Here is a 23,552-nt window from a genome sequence, read left to right on the forward strand (position 1 = left end):
CTATAGGCCGCAGTTCTACTTCAGGACCACGGACGTGACCGGAGTAGCAGAGCTGCCTGAGGGCGTGGAGATGGTAATGCCTGGTGACAACGTCAGTATGACGGTAGAGCTGATTTCGCCGATCGCGATGGAGAAGGAATTGAGGTTTGCAATCAGAGAAGGTGGTCGCACGGTTGGTGCCGGTGTCGTCACCGAGGTCATGGTTTAGCCATGAGAGATATATTTTTATTCCAGTGCACCGAATGCAAAAATAAGAACTATTCGACCATGAAGAACAAGAAGAACACAACGGATAAGCTTCAGCGGAAAAAATACTGCAGAAGCTGCATGAAACATACCGTTCACAAGGAAACGAAAGCGTAGATGAGTATAGGCCAGTAGCGCTAACGGCTAGAGCATCGGACTCCAAATCCGAGGGCTGGGGGTTCGAATCCCTCCTGGCCTGCCAACTAAAGCGAGGAAGAATGCATGATTGAGAAAATAAAGCAGTTTTTCAATGAAGTTAAGATCGAGACAAAGAAGGTCGTGTATCCAAACAGAGAGGAGCTGATCGGGTCAACATGGGTTGTGATCATTACCGTGATGGTGATTTCCGTATTCCTCGGGGTAGTCGATCTTGCCCTTGCTAAGATAGTCGGATTGGCTCTCCGGTAATAGACTATGGCAAAAAACTGGTATGTAGTGCATACGTATTCCGGCTTCGAAGAGAAGGTGAAGGTTTCCATTGAGGAGAAAGTCACCACCAAGGGCCTCGAAGAGAAGATCAGCAAGATTCTTATTCCTACGGAGCGAGTGATCGAGCTCAGGGGAGGCAAGAAAAAAGAGAGCGACCGGAAGTTCTATCCGGGGTACATTCTTGTTGAGATGGAGCTTGATGATGAAACATGGCATCTGGTTAAGGGCACTCCGCGGGTCACCGGTTTTGTCGGAGGCCAGAATCCTGTCCCGATTCCGATAGAAGAAGTTGACCTTATCATGCAGCAGGTGGAGCGCGGTCCTGTTTCCCAGATCAAGACCCAGTATCAGAAGGGTGAAAATCTCAGGATCGTTGATGGGCCGTTCAGCAACTTCAACGGCTTTGTAGAGACAGTTGATATGGACCATGGAAGGCTTACGGTCATGGTGAGTATATTCGGAAGGCAGACGCCGGTCGAACTGAACTTCTTCAAGGTCGAAAAAAACCAGTAATTTAATGTGTTTTGCATAACAGCAGGAGGATAGACAATGGCTAAGAAAGAGGTAACAGGACAGGTTAAACTTCAAATTGTAGCAGGCAAGGCAACTCCTGCTCCACCGGTAGGTCCGGCACTCGGCCCACATGGCATCAATATCATGGAGTTTTGCAAGGCATTCAATGCCCAGACAGCGCCCATGGGGGATACCATTATCCCGGTGGTGCTGACCATATATAAAGATAGAACGTTTACGTTCATTACCAAGACGCCGCCGGCATCTGAACTTATCAAAAAGGCGGCAGGTGTAGTAAAGGGTTCGAGTACGCCGAACAAGGATAAGGTCGGCAAGCTTACAACAGCGCAACTGAAGGAAATAGCACAAACAAAGCTTCCTGACCTCAACGCATACTCTCTGGATGCTGCAATGAGAATCATTGCAGGAACAGCCAAGAGCATGGGCGTTGAAGTCGTGGAATAGCGAGGAGATCTCTATGGGCAAGAAAATGAATGCTTCACTGGAAAAGGTCGAAAAGGGGAAAGAGTATTCCCTTGAAAATGCGATACAGAAGGTAAAGGAACTTGCATTTGTCAAGTTCGACGAGACGGTTGACATTGTCTTCAATCTCGGCGTTGATCCGAGGAAGTCCGATCAGATGGTTAGGGGCACCGTTGTGCTGCCTCACGGAACGGGGAAGACGCTTAGGGTCCTCGTCTTTGCCAAAGGCGAAAAGGAGCTTGAGGCAAAACAGGCCGGCGCAGATTTTGTGGGTGCCGATGATCTTGTCGAGAAGATTAATAAGGGATGGCTTGATTTTGACAAGGTCGTTGCAACCCCTGATATTATGGGTGTCGTCGGTAAACTCGGAAAGGTTCTCGGCCCCCGCGGTTTGATGCCGAACCCGAAACTCGGCACCGTTACCTTTGATGTTGCCAAGGCTGTGAAGGAGATTAAGGCAGGAAAGGTAGAATACAAGACCGAAAAGGCAGGTGTTGTGCATGTGCCGATCGGTAAGGTTTCATTTGATGCACAGAAGCTTCTTGATAACGCAAAGGCTATTATTGATTCTGTGAACAAGGCAAAGCCGTCAACAAGCAAGGGCAGATATGTGAAGGGGATCTCGGTATCTTCGACAATGGGTCCTGGCCTGAGGGTTGACGTTACAACGGTTTCAACAAAGTAGTCATTACACGGACATAGTCCAAACATATAATAGTCAGAGACAGTAGGTGTGAAAGCGTAATCTGCTTTCCTGGGAAATCAGGGATAGCGTGCCTACCGAGGCTAAGAGGGATGAGAAGAGATTCAGGTATGGGGAAAAAGGCGAAAAATCGCTACGCTTTCCCATATATCTTGTCCGCATCTGATATTCACGTGCCTGCCAGGGTCTCTGGGAAAGGAGGTCTCATCTGAAAAAGCAAGAAAAAGGACAGGTAATTATTGATCTGAAAGACAAATTCTCGAAGGCGAGGTCTGTTGTCTTTACTGATTACAAAGGTATGACGGTTGCCGAGATGACTGATTTGAGAAGACTGTTGAACAGTTCTTCTATCGACTACAGTGTTGTGAAGAACACTCTTGCCAAAATTGCTTCGCAGGAAACGAGTTTCTCTGTTGCTGCTGATGTGTTTACAGGCCCGGTCGGCCTTGCCATCGGCTATGACGATCCCGTGCTTGCCGTTAAAAGAGTGCTTGATTTTGTCAAGAAAAACGAGAAGCTTAAAGTAACGGGAGCTGTGGTTGAAGGACAGCTGTATGGTCCAAAGGATCTGAAGGCTATTGCAGAACTGCCGTCAAGAGAAGTACTGCTTTCGATGCTGGCTGGAGCACTTCAGGCTCCGATGGCAAAACTGGCTGGAGCGCTTTCTGCTACCGTCACCGGCTTTGCCTATGCTATGGAATCGCTGAAATCAAAAAAGAACAATTAACCATAATTCTAAGGAGGTTTGCATAATGTCTATTACGAAGGAACAGGTTTTTGAATTTATCGATAGCATGACGATCCTTGACATGTCCAAGTTCATCAAGGAGTTTGAAGAGAGATACCAGCCTTGGCCTGAAAGAGGCAAAAGATCTTGTTGACGGAGCTCCCAAGCCGCTCAAGACCGGCGTGACGAAAGAAGAAGCCGATTCCATGAAGGCAAAACTTGAAGAGCAGGGTGCGGGCGTAGAAATAAAATAACATCAGGATAAAGGTGCTGTAAACGGGTAGAGGCGGAAGGAATGCCGTCTCTACCTTTGCCTTTACTACGATAAGGAGACATATGGCAAGGGTACTGAGAAAGAGATTGGATTTTGGCAGGGTTCCCCAATTCCTTGAAGTTCCAAATCTTATTGAGATACAGAAGAGATCCTATGAGCAGTTTTTGCAGAAGGATTTCCCCATAGGAAAACGCAGGGACATGGGCTTGCAGTCTGCTTTTGTCAGCGTGTTCCCCATAAGTGATTATAACGAGACTGCCGAGATTGAGTTTGTCGGCTACCATGTTGGTGAGCCGAAGTATACTGTTCGCGAAGCCCTGCAGAAGGGAATCACCTGTGCCGCACCGCTCAAAATCAGTGTGAAGCTTAATATGTTTGAGGCCGACGCAAGCGGGAAGAAGAAGCTGAAAGAGTCCCGCGAACAAGACGTCTATATCGGTGAAATGCCAATTATGACCGAGACCGGCACCTTTGTCATCAACGGGACAGAGCGTGTCATTGTCAGTCAGCTTCACCGTTCACCGGGTGTATTCTTCAGCCATGACAAGGGCAAAACCCATGCAAGCGGAAGGTTGCTTTATTCTGCGCGAGTGATTCCATCCCGCGGATCCTGGCTTGATTTTGAATTTGACGCAAAAGATATTCTGTATGTAAGGATTGACAGACGGAAGAAGCTCCCTGCCACCATTGTGCTTAAGGCCCTTGGCTATTCAAACGAGGAGCTCCTGAAGATCTTTTATCCTGTAGAGACGATAAGCATTAAGGGCAATATATTTACCCGTGAGGTGAGCGAAGTTCTGGTCGGACTCAAAGCCCATCAGAACATTGTGGCTCCCGGAACGAAAGAAGTGATTGTCAAAGAGGGTATGAAGATCACCAAGGGCTCCATAAAGAAAATGGAAGCTTCCGGGATAAAAACCATAACAACCACAAAAGAGGAGATCATCGGAAGGATTACCCTGAAGGACATTGTTGACCCGACAACAGGAGAAGTTATCCTGGAGGGAAACGAAATTCTTACAGAAGACATATTTAATAAAATCCTTTCTCTAAAAATCGATACGCTCAATCTGCTTTTCATTGATAATGTGAGCTACCTTTCGTCGCTTCGCGATACGCTCCTAACAGATAAGGTGAGAACGCAGGATCAGGCACTTATCGAGATATATAAGAAGCTCAGGCCGGGTGAACCGCCAACGCAGGCATCCTCGCGGGACCTGTTTAACGGGCTGTTTTTTGATCCTAAACGGTATGATCTTTCGCCTGTTGGACGATTGAAGCTTAACAAGCGGCTTAACCTTGATACTCCTCTTGATGTGAAGGTGCTTACGGATAAGGATGTTATTGAGATTGTCAGATATATCCTCAGTCTCAGGACCGGAAAGGGCGAGGTCGATGATATTGATCACCTTGGCAACAGGAGAATTCGCGGCGTTGGCGAGCTCCTGGAAAACCAGTTCAGGATCGGACTCGTGAGGATGGAGCGGGCTATCAAGGAGAAGATGACGCTTACCGAGCTTGAAAATGCAATGCCGCATGACCTTATTAATGCAAAGCCCGTAATGGCGGCGGTGAAAGAATTTTTCGGATCAAGCCAGCTCAGTCAATTTATGGACCAGACTAATCCGCTTTCCGAGATTACCCATAAGCGGAGGCTCTCAGCCCTCGGGCCGGGCGGTCTCACGCGTGAGAGGGCAGGTTTTGAAGTCAGGGACGTTCATCCTACGCACTATGGAAGAATATGTCCTGTTGAGACACCTGAAGGCCCCAATATCGGTCTCATTACGTCGCTTGCGTCCTACGCGAGGGTTAATGACTATGGATTTATTGAGGTGCCTTACCGGAAGGTTTCTGATGGCAAGGTTACGGAGGAAGTAGAATTTTTCTCTGCCATTGAAGGTGAGAAGTTTATTATTGCAGAGGCAACGTCACCGTATGACAAAAGCGGAAAGTTAATCGGTGATCATGTATCTGCCCGTGAAGGCGGCGGCTTTAGGATGGTGAGACCCCAGGAAGTGCAGTATATGGACGTATCTCCCAAGCAGGTTGTCGGTATATCTGCAGCGCTTATCCCGTTCCTTGAGAATGACGATGCAAACAGGGCGCTCATGGGATCGAACATGCAGCGTCAGGCAGTTCCCCTTCTTCATCCTGATGCTCCCTTGGTCGGCACAGGGATGGAGTTCGCGGCCGCAAAAGATTCCGGAGCCATTATTCTGGCAAAGAGAGCCGGGAAGGTAGAAAGCCTCGACGCAACCCGCATCGTCGTAAGAGTAAGCAATAGCGCCGGAGTTGATATCTATCCACTTGTGAAATTTCAACGTTCCAATCAGGCCACCTGTATCAACCAGCGGCCGATTGTGAGAGTCGGAGATTTAGTAAAAAAAGGAGATGTCCTCGCAGATGGTCAGTCAACTGACCGCGGCGATCTTGCCTTGGGGAAAAATGTGGTTGTGGCATTTATGCCCTGGGGCGGCTATAACTTTGAGGATGCAATAATCCTGAGTGAGCGTCTGGTTAAGGAGGATGTTTATACCTCTATCCATATTGAGGAGTTCGAGATTGAGGCCCGGGAAACAAAGCTGGGACCTGAAGAGATAACCAGGGATATTCCAAATGTGGGCGAGGAAGCTCTCAAGGACCTCGACGAGTTCGGTATCATCAGGATTGGCGCTGAGGTTAAACCTGGAGATATCCTTGTCGGAAAAGTTACCCCGAAAGGGGAGACGCAGCTTACCCCTGAAGAGAAACTGCTGAGGGCTATTTTCGGCGAGAAGGCAGAGGAGGTCAAAGAGAGCTGTCTCTATGTGCCGCCAGGCATCGAAGGAACGGTGGTTGATGTCAGGATCTTCTCGCGGAAGGGCATTGCCAAGGATGGCAGGGCAAAGAGCATTGAAGATGACGATATCCAGAGGCTCCAGCGTGATCTCGAGGAAGAGATCAAGATCATCAAGGAAGAGAAATCGGCAAAGCTGAGCCAACTTTTTATCGGTCAGCGCGTGGCAGAAGAGGTAAAGCATTCCAAGACCAAGGAGATAATCTGCGCAAAAGGAAAGACTCTGACTGAAGAGCACCTTCAGAACATCAGGGACGAACATCTGATGCGCATCAAGGTCATGGATGACAGCGTGCAGGCTAAAATCGACACCATCAATAACGATTCAAACCAGTATGTGCGCGATCTTGAAAAGCGATATGACCAGAAAGTAGAACAGATCAGAAAGGGTGACGAACTCCCTCCCGGCGTTAACAAGCTCGCTAAATGCTATATTGCGATGAAACGCAAGATTCAGATTGGTGATAAGATGGCGGGACGGCACGGAAACAAGGGTGTTGTCGCTACCGTAGTCCCGGAAGAAGATTTGCCTTTTCTCCCTGACGGCACGCCAGTTGACGTTGTCCTGAATCCTTTGGGTGTTCCGTCCCGTATGAATGTCGGACAGATTCTGGAGAACCATCTGGGCTGGGCTGCAAAAGCTGTCGGCAAGATGGTCAGGGAACTTCTCGACAGGCAGGAGTCACTTGCTGAGGTAAAGAAGTGCGTGGGCGATGTAATCTCGGATGTAATTGAAGACAAAAGAAAATTGAATGACTATATCGACGAGATAGACGCAACGGTTGCGGAAGATATTGCGCAGAATGGTATTTTTATCGCTTCTCCTGTTTTTGAAGGCACAAAAGAAGAGCAGATACGGAAGCTGTTTAAGAAGACCGGAATATTAAAAACAGGCCAAACAGTGCTCTATGATGGCAAAACAGGAGAACGTTTTGAACGTGAAGTAACAGTTGGCGTCATGTACATGCTCAAGCTCCATCATCTCGTTGACGACAAACTCCATGCAAGATCCATTGGCCCGTATTCTCTGGTTACTCAGCAGCCTCTGGGCGGAAAGGCGCAGTTTGGCGGGCAGAGACTTGGTGAGATGGAAGTCTGGGCGCTGGAGGCATACGGCGCTGCCCACACACTTCAGGAGTTTCTGACGGTAAAGAGCGACGATGTCTCAGGAAGGGCAAGAATGTATGAGGCGATTGTGAAGGGTGATGCAACCCTGGAGCCAGGTGTGCCCGAGTCATTCCATGTATTAATAAAAGAACTCCAGAGCCTTGGTCTTGATATAGAGCTTCTGGAGAAAAAGAAGAAGGGGGAATAGGATGACAGAAGATATTTATTCCATATTCCAAAAGCCTAAGAATCCGACTGATTTCGAAGCAATGAGAATAAAGCTTGCATCGCCTGAGAGGATCAGGGAATGGTCCTACGGCGAAGTAAAGAAGCCAGAAACGATCAATTATCGTACATTCAAACCCGAGCGAGATGGCCTTTTTTGCGCAAAGATCTTCGGTCCTATTAAAGACTGGGAATGTATCTGCGGAAAATACAAGAGAATGAAGCACCGCGGTATTGTCTGCGACAAGTGCGGCGTAGAGGTCATTCAGTCGAAGGTGAGGCGGGAAAGACTTGGCCATATTGAGCTTGCAAGTCCGGTCGCCCATATCTGGTTTCTAAAGGGTGTTCCGAGCCGCATTGGAATTCTCCTTGACATGACCATGAGGAATCTTGAAAAGGTGCTCTATTTCGAAAGCTACATTGTTATTGATCCCGGAGATACGCCTCTTAAGGCCAGAGAACTTCTTACTGACGATGAGCATAAAAAGAAGTTCGCTGAATATGGGACCAGGTTTAAGGTCGGCATGGGAGCAGAGGCTATAAGAGAATTGCTCAGAGCCATAGATCTTGAACCGCTCAGTATTGAACTGAAGACCAAGATCAGGGAAGCTGCCTCAATCGGAGTCAAGAAGAAGCTTACCAAGAGACTGAAGGTTGTCGAAGCGTTCAGAATGTCAGAGAACAAGCCTGATTGGATGATTATGGATGTTATCCCGGTTCTGCCTCCTGATCTCAGACCTCTCGTTCCTCTTGAGGGTGGCCGGTTTGCGACATCAGACCTGAACGATCTTTATCGACGGGTTATCAACAGGAACAACAGGCTCAAGAGGCTTGTTGAACTCAAGGCACCGAGTGTCATCATTAAGAACGAAAAGAGAATGCTCCAGGAAGCGGTTGATGCGCTTTTTGATAACGGCCGCAGATCCAAGGTGCTCAAGACAGCCACAAAAAGACCGCTCAAGTCCCTGAGCGATATGATTAAAGGCAAACAGGGACGGTTCAGGCAGAACCTCCTTGGCAAAAGAGTCGACTATTCAGGCAGATCGGTAATCGTTGTAGGGCCGGATCTGAAGCTTCACCAGTGCGGGCTTCCCAAAAGAATGGCACTTGAACTTTTCAAACCATTCATCTTCAATAAGCTTGAGGAAAGGGGATATGCAACTACGATAAAGGCTGCAAAAAAGCTTGTTGAGAAAGAGTCTCCCGAGGTTTGGGATGCGCTTGAAGAGGTGATCCGGGACACGCCGGTGCTCCTCAACCGTGCTCCTACCCTGCACAGGCTCGGTATTCAGGCATTTGATCCTATCCTTGTGGAAGGTAAAGCTATTAAACTCCATCCGCTTGTCTGTACCGCATTCAATGCGGACTTTGATGGTGATCAGATGGCTGTTCACGTTCCTCTTTCGATAGAAGCTCAGGTCGAGGCGAGAGTTCTGATGATGTCAGTTAATAATGTGCTTTCTCCTGCCAATGGCAAGCCCATTCTTCTGCCGACACAGGATATGGTTCTTGGCATCTACTATCTCATGAAAGAGAGAAAGGGAGGCAAGGGTGAAGGCATGGTCTTCTCTGATCCTCAGGATGTCAGAGTTGCCTATGATGCCGGACGACTGGGCGAGCATTCAAAGATTAAGGTGCGTATCGATGGCGTAATGACGGAGACGACAACGGGAAGAGTGCTCTTTTCTGAGATCGTGCCAAAGGGTATCGCCTTTGAGGACATCAATAAGGATATGACCAAGAAGGCCCTCTCGAAGATTATCGAGGATTCATACAAGAGGGTTGGAAGGCGTGAAACCGTTGTATTTCTTGATAAACTTGAGAAGCTCGGCTTCCATTTTGCGACGAAGTCAGGCATCTCTATCTGCATGGCGGATATGCATATCCCGGTCAAGAAAAAAGAGATGATAGGCAGGGCCGAGAAGGACGTTATGGAGGTGCAGAACCAGTATGCCGAAGGACTCATTACCCAGGGTGAACGATACAATAAAGTCATTGATATATGGGCAAATGTTACTGAGCGCATTGCTGATGAGATGATGAAGGAACTCGGCGCTGAGGATGAGAAGATGGCTTCAGAGGAAGAACTTCAGGAAAAAAGGTCTTTTAATAGTATTTTCATGATGGCCGATTCTGGCGCCAGAGGAAGTACTGCTCAGATAAGACAGCTTGCGGGTATGAGAGGTCTGATGGCAAAGCCTTCAGGCGAGATTATTGAGACGCCGATTACCGCAAACTTCAGGGAAGGCCTTACGCCCCTTCAGTATTTTATTTCAACGCACGGAGCGCGTAAGGGTCTTGCTGATACGGCATTGAAAACAGCAAATTCCGGTTACCTCACCAGAAGGCTTGTTGATGTTGCGCAGGATGTTCTCATTACGGAGGACGACTGCGGCACCACGGACGGCATCGAAGTGACCAACCTTATTGAGGGTGGTGAGATCATCCAGCAGCTCGAGGAGAGACTGATTGGCAGATATTCGGTCGAGGATATCAAGGATCAGGATAAAGTCATTATCGTAAAGAGGAATCACGAGATTACTGAAGAAATCGCAAAGGCGATCATTGAAGCACCAAAAGACAGGGTAAAGATCAGGTCAGTTCTCACCTGCATATCCAAGTTTGGTGTATGCGCAAAGTGTTACGGCAAAGATTTGGGCAGAGGCGGCTATGTTGAGATTGGCGAGTCGGTCGGCATCATTGCGGCACAGTCCATTGGTGAGCCCGGGACACAGCTTACCATGAGAACGTTCCATATCGGTGGAACAGCGTCAAAAGTAGTTGCACAGACTGTTCTTGAGGCAAAGCATTCAGGGATTGTTAAGTTTATCAATATTAATACTGTCAAGAACCGTGAGGGTTTCCATGTTGTCATGAACAGAAACGGCAACATTGCGATCACGGATTCAAAAGGCAGAGAGCGCGAGAAGTATTCTGTCGTCTATGGCGCCAAACTCCATGTTGAGGAGGGCAAGAGAGTTGAGATTGGCCAAAAGCTGGTCGAATGGGATCCATACTCAGTGCCTATTCTTACTGAGGTTGGCGGTAGAATTGCTCTTGGCGATATTGTTGAAGGCGTGACGGTTAAAGAAGAGGTGGATGAAACGACCGGTCTTTCCCACAAGGTTATTATTGAATACCCTGTGAACATGCGGCCGAGAATTTCGATCAAGGATGAACATGGAAAAGCTACGCTTAAGATTCCAAGTACGGGAAACCTTGCGCGGTATCAGCTGCCTTCAGGAGCTCATATTGTTGTAGACAAGCATAGCATTGTCTATCCCGGAGACATCCTTGCCAAAATGCCTCGGGAGACAACAAAAACAAAAGATATTACCGGCGGTCTTCCGAGAGTTGCCGAGCTTTTTGAGGCGCGGAAGCCAAAGGAACAGGCAGTTGTTTCTGAGATTGACGGCATTGTCGAGTTCCGGAGTGCCCTCAAAGGCAAGCGCGTCGTTGTTGTTAAAGGCGGCGAGGTCACAAAGGAATACGATATCCCCAAAGGCAAGCATGTAAGTGTGCATGAAGGTGATTGGGTTAAAGCTGGCGAGGCACTTATGGATGGCGCTGTCAACCCCCATAGCATCCTCGATATCCTCGGGCCAAGAGAGCTTCAAAGCTACCTTGTCGATGAGGTCCAGAAGGTGTACCGGTTGCAGGGTGTTTCGATCAACGACAAGCATATCGAGACGATCGTGCGCCAGATGATGAAGAAGGTGAGAATTGAGGATTCCGGAGACACGGCTTTCCTTATTGGTGAGCAGGTTGACCGAATCGCATTTCAGGATGAAAATATGAGGGTCAAGGCTGAAAGCGGCAAGCCTGCACAGGGTAAGCCCCTGCTTCTGGGAATTACCAAGGCGTCGCTTACTACGGACAGTTTCATCTCGGCAGCGTCTTTCCAGGAGACGACCCGGGTTCTTACTGAGGCAGCGATCAACGGCAGCATTGATGAGCTTCGCGGATTGAAGGAGAATGTTATCATGGGCAGAATTATCCCCGCAGGTACAGGCATGAAACATTATCGCAACACGTTTGTCCAGAGGGAACAAGTCCCTGTTGTTCCGGAGACTCCAGCGATTGCTGAGTAAGTAACACCACACAAAATCCCCCTGGGAGCCTACGTTAAATGGGCTTCAGGGGGATTTTTTTGTCCAAACCCATAAGGAAGGGGAGATATACGACAGCCAGTAATCCTTCAGTGAAGCGGGGAACCCACCCCTGCACCACAAAGGCAGCTAAAGGCAGATGGAATCAGGATATAAAATTGTGGGTTATCAAGAATCAAGGGAATATCATGGGAACTGCTCTTGCATATAATATTTAGATGCTGAACTGTAACAACTAAATAACTGTTATTTCAGACCAATTTCTTTGGCGACTTTTTTGATCATCTTTTTGTCGTTCTTCAGAATATTCATGCAACGGTCACCTTTGTTCATGACCGCCTCGGTAAAGGCAGTGACCGTCTGATGTTTTTCCCTCATCGCCTCTTTTGATATGGCAGTCTTGCCGTCATGGCAGGAGGCGCACATCTTGGGCCAAAACTGTGTGCGTGTTACTGCGTGGGTATCAGAAGCAAAGATGCTGCTCAGGGGAAGTACTGTAAGAAGCATGAGAAAGATCGATCTGCTATTCATGTCCATCACCTCGTTGCCGTATCGCTGACGCCGACAATTGCAATGCCGGCTTTTTCGGCCCCTTTAATAAGTTCTTCTTTATTTATGATAATACTCTTGCCCGACTCAACTGCAAGTACCCGTGCCTGCACATCAATCATTGACCTGAGCGTAGCGTGTCCGACGACCGGCACATCGAAACGCATATCCTGTTGAGGCTTGCTGACCTTGATGACGACGGCTCCGCTTCCTGCCAGCGTGCCGCCTCTATTGATTGCTGCGTCAGTTCCCTCTATGGCCTCAATGGCCATAACAGCCTGATTTCGAATCACAACAGTCTGACCGATATCAAGCCTCCCGATCTCCTTGGCAATCTTCCAGCCAAAAGCAATATCCTTCCATTCGTTTTCGGTTGGGCCTTCCCTGGTAATTACACCTTCGGGAGTAAGCAGTGAGGATGTGAAATCAGTGGTGTTTAGAAGGGTAATCCCTTCCTTTTGTAATTCTTTTGCCAGGGCCAGGAGAATAGAGTCGTCGCTTTTATCCTTCAGCGAAAAAAGGAGCTTCATTGCTCTAAGGTCCGGCGTAATCCTGCTTTTGTAGAGCAGGGACTTTGGGACCTTGCCGGCCATGACAGCTTCCTTTACTCCTGATTTTTTCAAGAAGCGTATAAGCTCGCCGAGTTTACCAACATTGATCCACTTAATTTTATCGACAACAGAGGCAAGGTCTCTTTCTGCCAGCGGTTCAAGCCCTGCAGCAATGACTTCATATCCCTTTGCCCGAGCCTCTTCAGCAACTGCCTTTGGGAGCTCTCCATTTCCCGCTATGAGGCCAAGCTTTGAAGCTATCTGCATATGCCGCGCTTGTTCTTTTCAATAAACTCGACAAGGTGCTTTATCTCTTTAAAGCCGCTAAAATCCTCCTGGACTTTTTTGATCGCATCCTTGAGCGGCCGTTTCTCCCTAAAAAGAATTTTATATGCTTTCTTTATCGCAGTTATTGCCGGATCAGAAAAACCGTGCCTTTTTAGGCCAATGGTGTTAGGACCAAAAAGCTTTGCACGTGAGCCTGCTGCGACCATATAAGGCGGGATGTCCTGAACTACGCCGCTGAGACCACCCACCATGGCATATCGTCCAATTCGTGAGAATTGGTGTACAGCAGAAAGTCCACCAATGATAGTAAAGTCTTCTACGACAACATGACCTGCCAGAGTTGCAGCGTTTGCCATGACGATATAATTTCCGACCTTGCAATTGTGAGCTATATGGACGTATGCCATGAGATAGTTGTTGCTGCCGACTGTAGTCGTTTCATCTCCGCCAACTGATGCCCTGTGAATCGTTACATATTCCCTAACAATGTTGTTGTCCCCGATAATCAGTTTTGTAGACTCATCCCGGTATTTAAGGTCCTGCGGCGGGAATCCAATGCTCGAAAAAGGATAAAAAGTGCAGTTCTCTCCTATATCAGTATTGCCCTCAATAATCACGTGCGACAAAAGCTTTGTGCCTTTCTTAATGTGCACGCCTTTTTTGACGATACTGAAGGGGCCGATTTCGACGCCCAAATCTATTTTGGCCTTACGGTCAATAATTGCTGTCTTGTGGATCGATGATTTCATGTTTCAGGCTTCCTGATTCGTGAGCATTGCGGTGAGATCTGCTTCAGCTACGACCTTGTCATCAACTTTTGCTACCCCCGAGAGCTTCCAGACATTACCACGATGCTGGATAACCTTCAGTTCCATTTTCAGCTGATCGCCGGGCACAACCGGCTTTCTGAATTTAGCCTTTTCAATACTCATAAAAAATACGGATTTCGCCTCCGAGCTGGTACTAAACGCAAGTACCCCGCCCACCTGTGCCATCGCCTCAATGATGAGAACACCGGGCATGATCGGCTGTCCAGGGAAATGCCCCTGAAAAAAAGGCTCGTTGATGGTTACATTTTTTATTCCTGTTATACTGACGCTTGGCTCCATCGCGATAATTCTGTCAACGAGTAAAAACGGATATCTGTGCGGCAGCTTTTTCATAATATCAGTAATATTCATCATAAGGTTTCTCCCTTGACCAGACGGTCCATTTTTTCCTCAAGTTCCCTGATCTTTTTATTCATCTCTGGCAACTTTGCAAACAATGCCTGCGCCCGTAACCATTTGGCATGAGGTATGGCAGGGGTCCCCGAGTAGACACCCTTTTTCAGGTTATTATTCATAACTCCTGCGCCCCCAGCCACACTTGTGCCAGACTCAATAGTAGTGTGATCTCCTACCCCAACCTGACCACCAAGAATAACAAAATCCCCGATTTCCGTGCTGCCTGCTATACCGACCTGAGAAACGATCAGAGATTTTTCTCCGATTGAAACATTATGGGCAATTTGACACAGATTATCAATTTTTGCCCCTCTTTTTATGAGAGTATTGCCGAGGGTCGCCCGATCGATTGAGACATTTGAGCCAATTTCTACATCTTCTTCGATGACTACTCCACCAACTTGGGGGATCTTGTAATGCTCCCCTTTTTCAAGTACATAGCCATACCCGTCGGATCCGATGACCGAGCCCGCATGAATTATAACCCGGTTTCCGATAGTTATTCCTTCCCGGATCGTTACATTCGGATAGATAAGGCAGTCCCTGCCGATACTCGTATTTTCTCCGATAAAAGCCCCAGGCATAATGACCGAGTTGTCTCCAATAATCGCATGAGCAGATACCACAACAAAAGGATAGATCGTCACGCCGTTTCCAATTAAAGCGCTCTCTGAAATAGAGGCCTCCGAACTGATTGTGACAGGATGCGGGGTTTTGGGATAAAAGCACTCAATTGCCTTTGCAAAGGCATAATAAGGATTCATGACCTTGATCTGTGCAATGAAAAGGTCGGGAATGACTTCCTTTACAATGACGCAAGAAGCTCGTGAGTTGACAAGATACTTAAGATACTGGGGTGATGCAATAAAGGTTATATCACCTTCGCCAGCCTCTCTGACACCGGAAACCCCGGTAACGACTTTCTCGGGGTTTCCACCAATAACCTCGCCGTTGACGATCTTTGCAAACTCATTAATATTCATAGAGCCTTTTGAAACAGTGAGATAAAAAAGCCTCCTCGGGAAAAGGAGGCTTTCTGGAATTATGTCAGCGTATATTTATTTCTTTGCTTTAACCTTTGTTTCGTTATGCTTCTTAATGACTGCATCAGTCAAGTCGATATCCTTTTTAGAGTATAAAATCTGACCTTCAGCATTTTCAAGAATAAGGGTATATGCCTCGTCCTGCCCTATCTTCTGAATAATGGCACGAATATCTTTTAATATCTCGCCTGTTAGCTCGCTTTCTTTTTTCTTTACCTCACCCTGAGAGTCTGAAACAAGCCGCTGATATTCCCTGATCAGGCGCTCCAGCTCTTCCTCTTTAGATTTCCTGGCATCCTGAGAAAGTACGGAGGCCTGTTTTTCAAGATCATTTTTCCCCTTTTCGATTGCCTTGCCTTTTTCATCTATTGAGACCTGTTTTGACTTGATCAGAAACTCAAGATCTGCCTTTGCTTTTTTCCCTGCTTCAGATTCGTTAAGCGCCTTAACGAGATCAACAAATCCGACTTTAAGAGTGTCTGCTGCAAAGGATGTGCCGGTTACCAATAAAATAATCACTACGAACCATGCTATTTTTCTCATGCTGTCTCTCCTTGTATATAGTTAGAAAAAACTTCCGAATGCAAACTCAAATTTGCTGGCGCTCTCGTCGCGTTTTTGGGAAATATTGTAGCCCCACTCAAGCCGAATAGGACCAAAAGGAGAGATCCACCGGACACCGAGTCCTGCCGTATATCTCAACTTGCCTAAGTCGCTGAAATTATCATATGCATTCCCTGCATCGAAAAAAGTAAGTCCTTTCAATTTCATCTCAGATGAAAGAGGGAAAATATACTCAAAGTTAAAGATGAGCTCGGAAGTGCCTCCAATCGGATCGTTCGTAGCCGTGTCGCGCGGACCGGCTTCGCCAAAGCCAAGCCCTCTGACTGTATTGATTCCTCCCACATAGAATCGCTCGTACAGTGGAAGTTTTTTTCCGAAAATAGCCTTTGAATATCCCAGTCGCCCTCTTGCCATAAAAGTTGTCTCTCCTATCGGAAAGAACCAGCCTGAATCGATGACTGCCTTGACAAAACCGTTTGTTCCTCCAAGACCTGCCACGGTAACGGCCAGAGAGTTCCTCGATCCTCTTGTCGGATCAAGATAGTTATCTCTGCTGTCCCTTGTTATCGTTGGCGTTACGCTGCTGGTGGTGCTTGTCCCGGCCTGGTCAGTTACAATGCTTGACGCACCCTCTTTAATGTTATCAATGGTTGCCCTTTCAAAATTATAGGTGATGTCACCCTTCCAGTATTCATCAAAGGATTTGCCAAATCCAACATACAGCCCGTATGCCTGCTTGTTATATTCGATATACTCGCGATGGTGACGATACAGGCCAGTTGAAAGGGAGATGGGTCTATCCATAAAATACGGATCACGGAAAGACAGCTCATAATATGAAGTCTTGCCGCCAAGCTCCCCTTTAAGCTTTACATATTGCCCTTTCCCAAATAGATTCCCTTGTGTAATATCGGCTGTTGCAATGAAGGCATCTGCAGAACTGTATCCGCCGCCGATACTCATAAAACCGGTCGGCCGCTCCTTAACCTTGACATCGATATCAACGGATTTGCCTTCATATTTGGGTTTTGGGACCATATCGACATGTTCAAAAAAACCAAGATTATTAATTCTTTCATAGCTTCTTTTTAACTTAGAACTATCGAAAATCTCACCTTCATCAAGCCGGATTTCTCTTCTGATTACCTTGTCCCTTGTCTTCAGATTCCCGGATATCTCGACTCTGCCGATCCGGTATTTATCACCTTCTTCGATGCCGAGCACAATCTGGACTGTTTTATTTTGATCTTCAGGGGTAAGGTTGGGAATGACAGAGACAAGTGCATATCCGTTTCTGGAATAGAGGTCTGAAATAGCAAGCATGTCTTTTTCGAGGATATTTTTCTGAAAAAGGCTGCCTACCTTGAGGATAATTAACTTTCTGATCGTGTCTTCGTCATACAGTTTATTGCCTAAAATACCGACGGATGCGACCTTATACTGCTCGCCCTCGGAAATACGCAGCTTAATAGTCATGCCCTTCTTTTCCTTGTCAACGGAAATTTCCGGCTCTCCAACGACAACTTTTAAAAATCCGTTATTGAAATAAAGGTTTCTGACCTTTTCCATATCAGTATCAAGTTGATCTTTTTTGAGATATCCGCCTGAACCAATAAATGAAAAGAGCCACCACTCCTTGGTCTCCATGACTTTTTTGATTTTGCCCGATGATAGATTCTTGTTGCCTTCGATGACAATGCTCTTGATCTTGATCTTGTCCCCTTCGTCTATCTGATAGGTAAGAGTCACTTCATTCTCTGTAATTTTCTTTATGACAGGGACAATATTTGTGAGCCAATATCCCTCTTCTTCATAGTATTTGCCGATTTTTGTCGCATTATCCTGGATCAGAACAGTGTCTGCGATGGAGCCGGGCGTAATGGATATTTTTTCCCTGATTTTCGTGTCCTCTATTTTTTTGTTGCCCTGAAGTTCAATGCGGATAATTGCAGGTTTTTCCCGAACAAGATAGATAAGCTTGACCCCTCCCTCAAAAGCCTCAATCTCAACCTTAACATCCTCAAAATATCCCAACTTAAAAACGGATTTTATATCTTCGTTGGTTTTTTCCTGAGATATGGGTTCCCCCAGTTTATGGGAAAGTTTAGCTTTGACTGCTCCTTCTTCGATGCGCTTGAGTCCCTTGACCTCTATGGCATTGACCAGAGGCTGTGCTTGGGCAAACAGTCCCGTATATGATGCCATTACGAGTACGATTATCAGCAGAACTGTTTTGCGCATGTTTCCCTCCCGTTTTGGCTGATATTAGAGATCTCCTTAAAGACCCGTAAGTATAGCACTGATCCCCTGTCACTTGTAAATAAAAAATAATTGCTATTTGTAATTATATGGCACGGCAATTCTCCTGATTGTCCTTTTATAGTAAAGCAGATCCGATAAAATAAGAAATTATGATTTGCGGATTAATTTTTTTTATTTGACCATCTCGCAAAAGGTATTTTAAGCTGTTAAGCCTGCATTTCTTTAATTTTAGGCAATGAACAATCACCATAAAGGAGGATTCGATGAAGAAGTATGACACGCCGTTGATCGACGAGCTCGAAAAAGGCCCATGGCCGAGCTTTGTCACAGAGATGAAGAAGGCTGGAAAGAACAACGAGATGGCAAATGATGCAGTAGGGCATCTCGAAAAGTGCTATCGGACCAAAGTAGGGTATTGGAAGCATGGTGGTATCGTTGGTGTCCTTGGTTACGGAGGCGGCGTTATCGGAAGATATTCAGAACTCGGTGACGAGTTTCCCGGGGTTGCCCATTGCCATACGGTCAGAATAAACCAGACGAGCGGGTTTTTCTACACGAGCAATGCCCTTCGCGAGATTTGCGACATCTGGGACAAATACGGAAGCGGTCTCACCAACATGCATGGTTCGACCGGCGACCTTGTTCTTCTTGGCACCAAGACGGATGCGCTCGAAACGATCTTTGCCGAATACTCATCCCGCGGATGGGACCTTGGCAGTTCAGGTTCTGCTCTCAGGACTCCAAACTGCTGCGTAGGCCCAGCCCGTTGCGAATGGTCAAATTATGATACCCTTGACCTTAACTATGCGCTGACTCAGGAATTTCAGGATGAGATTCACAGGCCCATGTTTGCATATAAGTTCAAGATCAAGATGTCGGGATGCGCATGCGACTGCGTTGCTTCCATTGCCCGTGCTGACATGTCCATTATTGGGACATGGAAGGGAAACATTGCGGTCAATCAGGATGAGGTTAAGAATTACGCAAAGAACGGCATGGACATTAATGCCGAGATCGTAAATATGTGCCCGACCCAGTGCATTAGCTATGATGGCAAGGAGATGAAGATCAACGATGCTGAATGCAACCGTTGCATGCATTGTATCACAAAAATGACCAAGGCCCTCAAGCCTACCGGAGAGCGCGGAGCTACCATCTGTATCGGTTCGAAAGCCCCTATCGTTGTCGGCTCACTCCTTTCCTGGGTCATTGTTCCATTCATCAAGATCGAGCCTCCTTATACGGAGCTTAAGGACCTTATCCGGAAGATCTGGGAATGGTGGGATGACAACGCAAAGCCGAGAGAGAGAATCGGCGAGGTCATCGAGATGAAGGGCATGCGGTCGTTCCTCGAAGGTATTGGTCAGAGCCCGATTCCGCAGCAGATCAAGGAGCCAAGGAAAGATCCGTTCATGTTCTACACTGAGGATGACATGGCTGCTTTTAAGGCCAAGGAAGCAGAAGAAAAGAAAACCGGCAAATACAAATTCTAAATTTATTCAATAAATTAAGGAGGATATAAGAAATGGCATTACCACAGAGAAAAACAGATATTGGACCGCCTCATTATAAGCAGTTTTTGCCGCCTGTTATTCAGAAGAACTACGGCAAATGGAAATATCACGAAGTGCTTTCTCATGGCGTTATGGTCCACGTCGGCGAGAGCGGAGACAAGCTCTGGACAGTGAGGGTTGCCTCACCGAGACTTCTTTCGACTGCAACGATCCGCGAGCATTGCGATGTAGCAGAAAAATTCTGCGGAGGCTTTTTCCGGTATACCACCAGAAACAATGTCGAATTCCTTGTTTCTGACGAGAAGCAGCTCGAGCCGCTCAAGAAAGATCTTACCGCGCGCGGATTCAAGATGGGCGGTATCGGTGCAGCTATTACCAACGTCGTTCATACCCAGGGATGGGTACATTGCCACAGTGCAGCTACTGACGCCTCAGGCCTTGTGAAGTCAATCATGGACGAACTTATGGAATACTTTGAGTCCAAGACACTTCCTAATAAGGTCAGGCTTGCGGTTGCATGCTGCGTAAATATGTGCGGTGCAGTTCACTGCTCAGATATCGCTGTAGTTGCAGTTCATACCAAGGTTCCGACGGTTAAACATGAGCTTTTCAAAAACATGTGCGAACTCCCGACCGTTATCGGATCCTGCCCCACACGTGCCATCAGCCCTGATCCTGCGAACAAGAGCGTCAAGATCAATGCTGAAAAGTGCATGTACTGCGGCAACTGCTTCACGGTCTGCCCTCCGATCAGCATCAAGGATCCTGAGCGGGACGGTGTTGCAATACTGGTAGGCGGAAAGATCAACAGCCTCAGATCCAATCCGAAGTTCTCTAAGCTTGTTATCCCGTTCATTTCGAACGAGCCGCCGCGCTGGCCGAAGGCAGTTGCTGCGATCAAGCATATTGTAGAGGTTTATGCAGCGAACGCGAGGAAGCACGAGAGAGTTGGTGAGTGGATCGAAAGAATAGGCTGGGAGAGGTTCTTCTCCCTGACCGGGATCGACTTTACCTTCCAGTGTATTGACGACTTCACCTTCATGCGCGATACCATGAGGACATCCTCCACCTTCAAGTGGTAGTATAAACGATTGGGGAAGGTAGTCCCGGAAATCGGGACTGCCCCACGATTTAACTCTAAATTTGACACGGGGGTAAAGAAAAATGGAAATGGCAGAACTTCAGGACAAAATTTTCGCCTTCTGTGAAGCTGCAAAGGGCAAGAAGAAGCTTAAGGAAAAAGATATTCTTATTGGCGTGAGCGGCGAGCTCAGCCTTGAAAAGGATGAAGTCAAGAAGGCCTTGAGAGAGATGATCAATGTCGGTAGACTTATGTATTCCTACGGCGGCGGCGCAAGCTCAGTCGAAATCCCGAGTGAAGAGTATCTCAGGGAAAAAGGCATGATTAAGTAATATCTGGCCTGATTGGATGATCTGAAAAGAGGGACTGGATGTCCCTCTTTTTTTGTCTGCGTCTGGTTCCGTTATAGCCTTTCAGACATATTGCTTTTGTTCTTTGTCCCAGGTAGTAAGATTTTCTGTTATAAACTCAATAACCTTCCGGTGTTCATCTGCCCCTCGATCGTGAATGGTCATATGCTCACCAAAAGCAAAATGTATTTTTTTTCTGACATCAATAGGTCCGAAATCCTTGATTCTTTTCCCAATGCCCCAGGCGTCAGTCTTAAGCGCGATCGGCACTACCGGCACATTTGACTTTAGAGCCAACTTGATGCCAAGAGAGTTAAACTCCTCTGGGCTGAAGACCAAGGATCTGGTGCTTTGAGGAAAGACCACAATGGACTGCCCTTTTCGAAGTTTCTCGAGCCCGCCTTCCAGCACGGCCCTGAGATCATCCCTGGCATTTTTTCTGCCGACCAGAATCGGATCTCTCGATCGCATTATTGGACCAAAGACAGGCATCCTCACGAGGCTTTCCTTGACAACGAAGGTTACGGGTTTCATAGGCTGAATGATAGCGGGGAGTACTAACGTTTCAAGTGTGCTCATATGATTACCGATAAATACTGCAGGGCCTTCAAAATTCCTGAGATTCTCCAGCCCTGATATCTCTATGAATGCTCCGATATTTTCAAGAGCGTGGATGATTTCAAAACTGCTTTCAGCCCAATTTTCGGCAGTATACGCGCCCTTGAGAGCCTTGCGACTATTTTTCCATATAATCCAGAATACCTGAAAATAGAACGTTGCCCTTGGTCTGAGAAATAGTTGTGAAAAAATACCCCTTGGTCTGTCAGGATCCGTCTTATAGCCATTCTGAGCTGCGGCAATCACTGTTTCTGCAGTACCCACCGCTGTATTTCTTCGACCATTGCGTCGACCGTTGCTTTTTTGGGCATGATACGAACCTTGAGCCCCGCTCTTTCAATAGCTTTTGCCGTAACAGGTCCGATAACTGCAATCGCTACATTTTTGAGAAGCTCGTCTGCATCCTCGCCCATGATCTCTTTGAAGTTCGTGAACGTGGCTGCGCTTGTAAAGGTTGCGATGGTAATCCGGCCTTCTTTCAAAAAGCGCTTAAGCCTCTTGCCGTGGTAGTCTGGCCTGATCGCCCGGTAAGCTATAGGCACATCGATGCTGCCACCCAGCTCCCTCACTTTCTCGGGGAATACTTCCCTTGCCATCTCCGCCCGAGGGAGCAGGAACTTTATCCCCAGAAAAGGTGTGGCACTTGGCGTATGGCGCCCAGAAAATTTCTGCCCCTGATCAATTTCCCCCACACCCTGATTTCGTATGAACGTCTCAATCAATCCTTCAGCGCGAAACTCATCAGGGACCAGATCAACTCTCAAGCCGAACTGGTTAACTGCAGCCTCGGTCTTTGTCCCTATGGCGCAAATTTTCAGACCTTTCAGCTCGCGAATGTCAAAGTTTTTTTCAAAGAGTCGTAAAAAGAAATATTTTACGCTATTTGCGCTGGTAAAGATAAGCCAGTCATATTCATGAATATGCTCGATCGCTTTGTCAAGGTCACCCCACGTCTCTGGCGGAACGATCTCAATTGTCGAGAATTGAAGCACTTCGGCGCCTAGTTCTTCAAGGACCTCAAAGCCCCTTGTATGTTCCCGTGTCACCAGTATCCTTTGGCCGAACATAGGCTTCTTTTCATACCAGTTCAGTTCGCTCCGCAGCTTCACGACATCCCCGATGACCGTAACCGCAGGAGGCTGAATATCCCTCTGTTTTACTAGTGCGGCAATGTCCTTTAATGTGCTTACGATGGTTTTCTGGTCAGCCCGCGTTCCCCACCGTATGACGGCAACCGGCGTGTCCGGAGAGCGGCCATGCTCTATCAGTTTTTTTGTCATATCATCGATATTTTTTACCGCCATCAAGAAGACAAGAGTGCCGACTCCTGTAGCAAGCTTAGCCCAGTTGATGGACGATTCTTCTTTTGTCGTATCCTCATACCCGGGGATAACGGCAAACGAAGACGAGTAGAGCCTGTGCGTAAGCGGTATTCCAGCATACGCAGGAGCTGCCACAGAGGAGCTGACGCCTGGCACGACCTCAAAGGGAATTGCTTCCCTGACAAGTTCCTGGGCTTCTTCACCACCGCGACCAAAAACAAAAGGATCTCCACCCTTGAGACGGCAGACAATCTTGCCCTCTTTTGCTTTTTCGACGATAGCGCGGTTTATTTCGTCCTGTGTCATCGTATGGTGGCCACCGCGCTTGCCTGCATAAATGAGTTCAGCCTTATGACTGATATAGTTCAGTATCTGTGCATTGAGATGAAAGTCATAGATAACGACCTCTGCCTTCTGTAGGCACTGAAGTCCTTTTATCGTAAATAGTCCGATGTCTCCCGGACCAGCACCGACAAGATAGACAATACCGTTATTGTTTTTCATAGGGCATTTATTTTAGCACAAAAGACTT

At 47.3% G+C, this 23,552-nt stretch carries 21 protein-coding genes, 1 tRNA gene and 1 pseudogene; 14 read left to right on the forward strand and 9 right to left on the reverse strand.

Translation table 11 applies throughout. The features are described 5' to 3' along the window. The 11 genes and pseudogenes from tuf to rpoC all read left to right on the forward strand — a co-directional run. Window positions 1–208 (forward strand): elongation factor Tu (gene tuf / locus HZB31_12405; GenBank protein MBI5848722.1); only part of this gene is annotated, 208 nt, incomplete at its 5' end. 2 nt (window positions 209–210) lie between these two features. Next, window positions 211–363 carry a 50S ribosomal protein L33 gene (gene rpmG, locus HZB31_12410; GenBank protein MBI5848723.1) on the forward strand — a complete coding sequence of 51 codons (153 nt, stop codon included), beginning with the start codon at window positions 211–213 and terminating at the stop codon, window positions 361–363. 8 nt (window positions 364–371) lie between these two features. Beyond that, window positions 372–448 (forward strand) — tRNA-Trp (locus HZB31_12415). Window positions 449–468: 20 nt separating this feature from the next. Then, window positions 469–654, forward strand: coding sequence for a preprotein translocase subunit SecE (gene secE, locus HZB31_12420; GenBank protein ID MBI5848724.1), 186 nt, complete (start codon window positions 469–471; stop codon window positions 652–654). 6 nt (window positions 655–660) lie between these two features. Further along, window positions 661–1,188 carry a transcription termination/antitermination protein NusG gene (gene nusG, locus HZB31_12425; protein MBI5848725.1) on the forward strand — a complete coding sequence of 176 codons (528 nt, stop codon included), beginning with the start codon at window positions 661–663 and terminating at the stop codon, window positions 1,186–1,188. Window positions 1,189–1,224: 36 nt separating this feature from the next. Further along, entirely contained in the window at window positions 1,225–1,653 is a 429-nt protein-coding gene (gene rplK / locus HZB31_12430; protein ID MBI5848726.1) for a 50S ribosomal protein L11, read from the forward strand. 13 nt (window positions 1,654–1,666) lie between these two features. Beyond that, window positions 1,667–2,356, forward strand: a complete 690-nt coding sequence (locus HZB31_12435; protein MBI5848727.1) for a 50S ribosomal protein L1 — start codon at window positions 1,667–1,669, stop codon at window positions 2,354–2,356. A 226-nt stretch (window positions 2,357–2,582) separates the two neighbouring features. After that, complete coding sequence (rplJ, locus tag HZB31_12440; GenBank protein MBI5848728.1) at window positions 2,583–3,101, forward strand: 50S ribosomal protein L10; 519 nt, start codon at window positions 2,583–2,585, stop codon at window positions 3,099–3,101. Between the two features lie 25 nt (window positions 3,102–3,126). Further along, a pseudogene (locus HZB31_12445) lies at window positions 3,127–3,355 on the forward strand (ribosomal protein L7/L12). An 82-nt stretch (window positions 3,356–3,437) separates the two neighbouring features. Beyond that, window positions 3,438–7,526, forward strand: coding sequence for a DNA-directed RNA polymerase subunit beta (gene rpoB, locus HZB31_12450; protein MBI5848729.1), 4,089 nt, complete (start codon window positions 3,438–3,440; stop codon window positions 7,524–7,526). A gap of 1 nt (window position 7,527) precedes the next feature. Beyond that, complete coding sequence (gene rpoC, locus HZB31_12455; GenBank protein ID MBI5848730.1) at window positions 7,528–11,634, forward strand: DNA-directed RNA polymerase subunit beta'; 4,107 nt, start codon at window positions 7,528–7,530, stop codon at window positions 11,632–11,634. Window positions 11,635–11,898: 264 nt separating this feature from the next. Here the strand turns inward: rpoC and HZB31_12460 are convergent, their stop codons facing one another. From HZB31_12460 to bamA, 7 genes are all read right to left on the reverse strand, one after another. After that, window positions 11,899–12,183, reverse strand: a complete 285-nt coding sequence (locus HZB31_12460) for a hypothetical protein (protein ID MBI5848731.1) — start codon at window positions 12,181–12,183, stop codon at window positions 11,899–11,901. Between the two features lie 5 nt (window positions 12,184–12,188). Next, window positions 12,189–13,019 carry a UDP-2,3-diacylglucosamine diphosphatase LpxI gene (gene lpxI / locus HZB31_12465; protein MBI5848732.1) on the reverse strand — a complete coding sequence of 277 codons (831 nt, stop codon included), beginning with the start codon at window positions 13,017–13,019 and terminating at the stop codon, window positions 12,189–12,191. Beyond that, window positions 13,010–13,789 (reverse strand): acyl-ACP--UDP-N-acetylglucosamine O-acyltransferase, encoded by a 780-nt coding sequence (gene lpxA / locus HZB31_12470; protein ID MBI5848733.1) that lies wholly within the window; start codon window positions 13,787–13,789, stop codon window positions 13,010–13,012. Before lpxA ends, lpxI begins: the two co-directional genes overlap by 10 nt. 3 nt (window positions 13,790–13,792) lie before the next feature. Further along, window positions 13,793–14,224: a 3-hydroxyacyl-ACP dehydratase FabZ gene (gene fabZ / locus HZB31_12475; GenBank protein MBI5848734.1), complete on the reverse strand. Its 432-nt coding sequence runs from the start codon at window positions 14,222–14,224 to the stop codon at window positions 13,793–13,795. After that, the gene (gene lpxD / locus HZB31_12480; GenBank protein MBI5848735.1) at window positions 14,221–15,249 is read right to left on the reverse strand and encodes a UDP-3-O-(3-hydroxymyristoyl)glucosamine N-acyltransferase; all 1,029 of its coding nucleotides are present in this window, start codon (window positions 15,247–15,249) and stop codon (window positions 14,221–14,223) included. Before lpxD ends, fabZ begins: the two co-directional genes overlap by 4 nt. A 75-nt stretch (window positions 15,250–15,324) precedes the next feature. Next, complete coding sequence (locus HZB31_12485; protein MBI5848736.1) at window positions 15,325–15,852, reverse strand: OmpH family outer membrane protein; 528 nt, start codon at window positions 15,850–15,852, stop codon at window positions 15,325–15,327. A 21-nt stretch (window positions 15,853–15,873) separates the two neighbouring features. Beyond that, the gene (gene bamA, locus HZB31_12490) at window positions 15,874–18,114 is read right to left on the reverse strand and encodes an outer membrane protein assembly factor BamA (GenBank protein MBI5848737.1); all 2,241 of its coding nucleotides are present in this window, start codon (window positions 18,112–18,114) and stop codon (window positions 15,874–15,876) included. A 284-nt stretch (window positions 18,115–18,398) separates the two neighbouring features. Between bamA and dsrA the strand changes: the two genes are divergently transcribed. The 3 genes from dsrA to HZB31_12505 all read left to right on the forward strand — a co-directional run bounded on the left by dsrA (window position 18,399) and on the right by HZB31_12505 (window position 21,062). Continuing rightward, window positions 18,399–19,628, forward strand: a complete 1,230-nt coding sequence (dsrA, locus tag HZB31_12495; GenBank protein MBI5848738.1) for a dissimilatory-type sulfite reductase subunit alpha — start codon at window positions 18,399–18,401, stop codon at window positions 19,626–19,628. Window positions 19,629–19,660: 32 nt separating this feature from the next. Further along, entirely contained in the window at window positions 19,661–20,731 is a 1,071-nt protein-coding gene (gene dsrB / locus HZB31_12500; protein MBI5848739.1) for a dissimilatory-type sulfite reductase subunit beta, read from the forward strand. 82 nt (window positions 20,732–20,813) lie between these two features. Then, window positions 20,814–21,062 (forward strand): hypothetical protein, encoded by a 249-nt coding sequence (locus tag HZB31_12505; GenBank protein ID MBI5848740.1) that lies wholly within the window; start codon window positions 20,814–20,816, stop codon window positions 21,060–21,062. Window positions 21,063–21,143: 81 nt separating this feature from the next. Here the strand turns inward: HZB31_12505 and HZB31_12510 are convergent, their stop codons facing one another. Both HZB31_12510 and cobA read right to left on the reverse strand, forming a co-directional pair. Next, window positions 21,144–21,944: a 1-acyl-sn-glycerol-3-phosphate acyltransferase gene (locus HZB31_12510; protein ID MBI5848741.1), complete on the reverse strand. Its 801-nt coding sequence runs from the start codon at window positions 21,942–21,944 to the stop codon at window positions 21,144–21,146. Continuing rightward, complete coding sequence (gene cobA / locus HZB31_12515; protein MBI5848742.1) at window positions 21,941–23,524, reverse strand: uroporphyrinogen-III C-methyltransferase; 1,584 nt, start codon at window positions 23,522–23,524, stop codon at window positions 21,941–21,943. Before cobA ends, HZB31_12510 begins: the two co-directional genes overlap by 4 nt. Between the last annotated feature and the right edge of the window lie 28 nt (window positions 23,525–23,552).

This window comes from Nitrospirota bacterium (genome assembly GCA_016235245.1).
In the GTDB taxonomy this organism is placed as follows: domain Bacteria; phylum Nitrospirota; class Thermodesulfovibrionia; order Thermodesulfovibrionales; family UBA6898; genus UBA6898.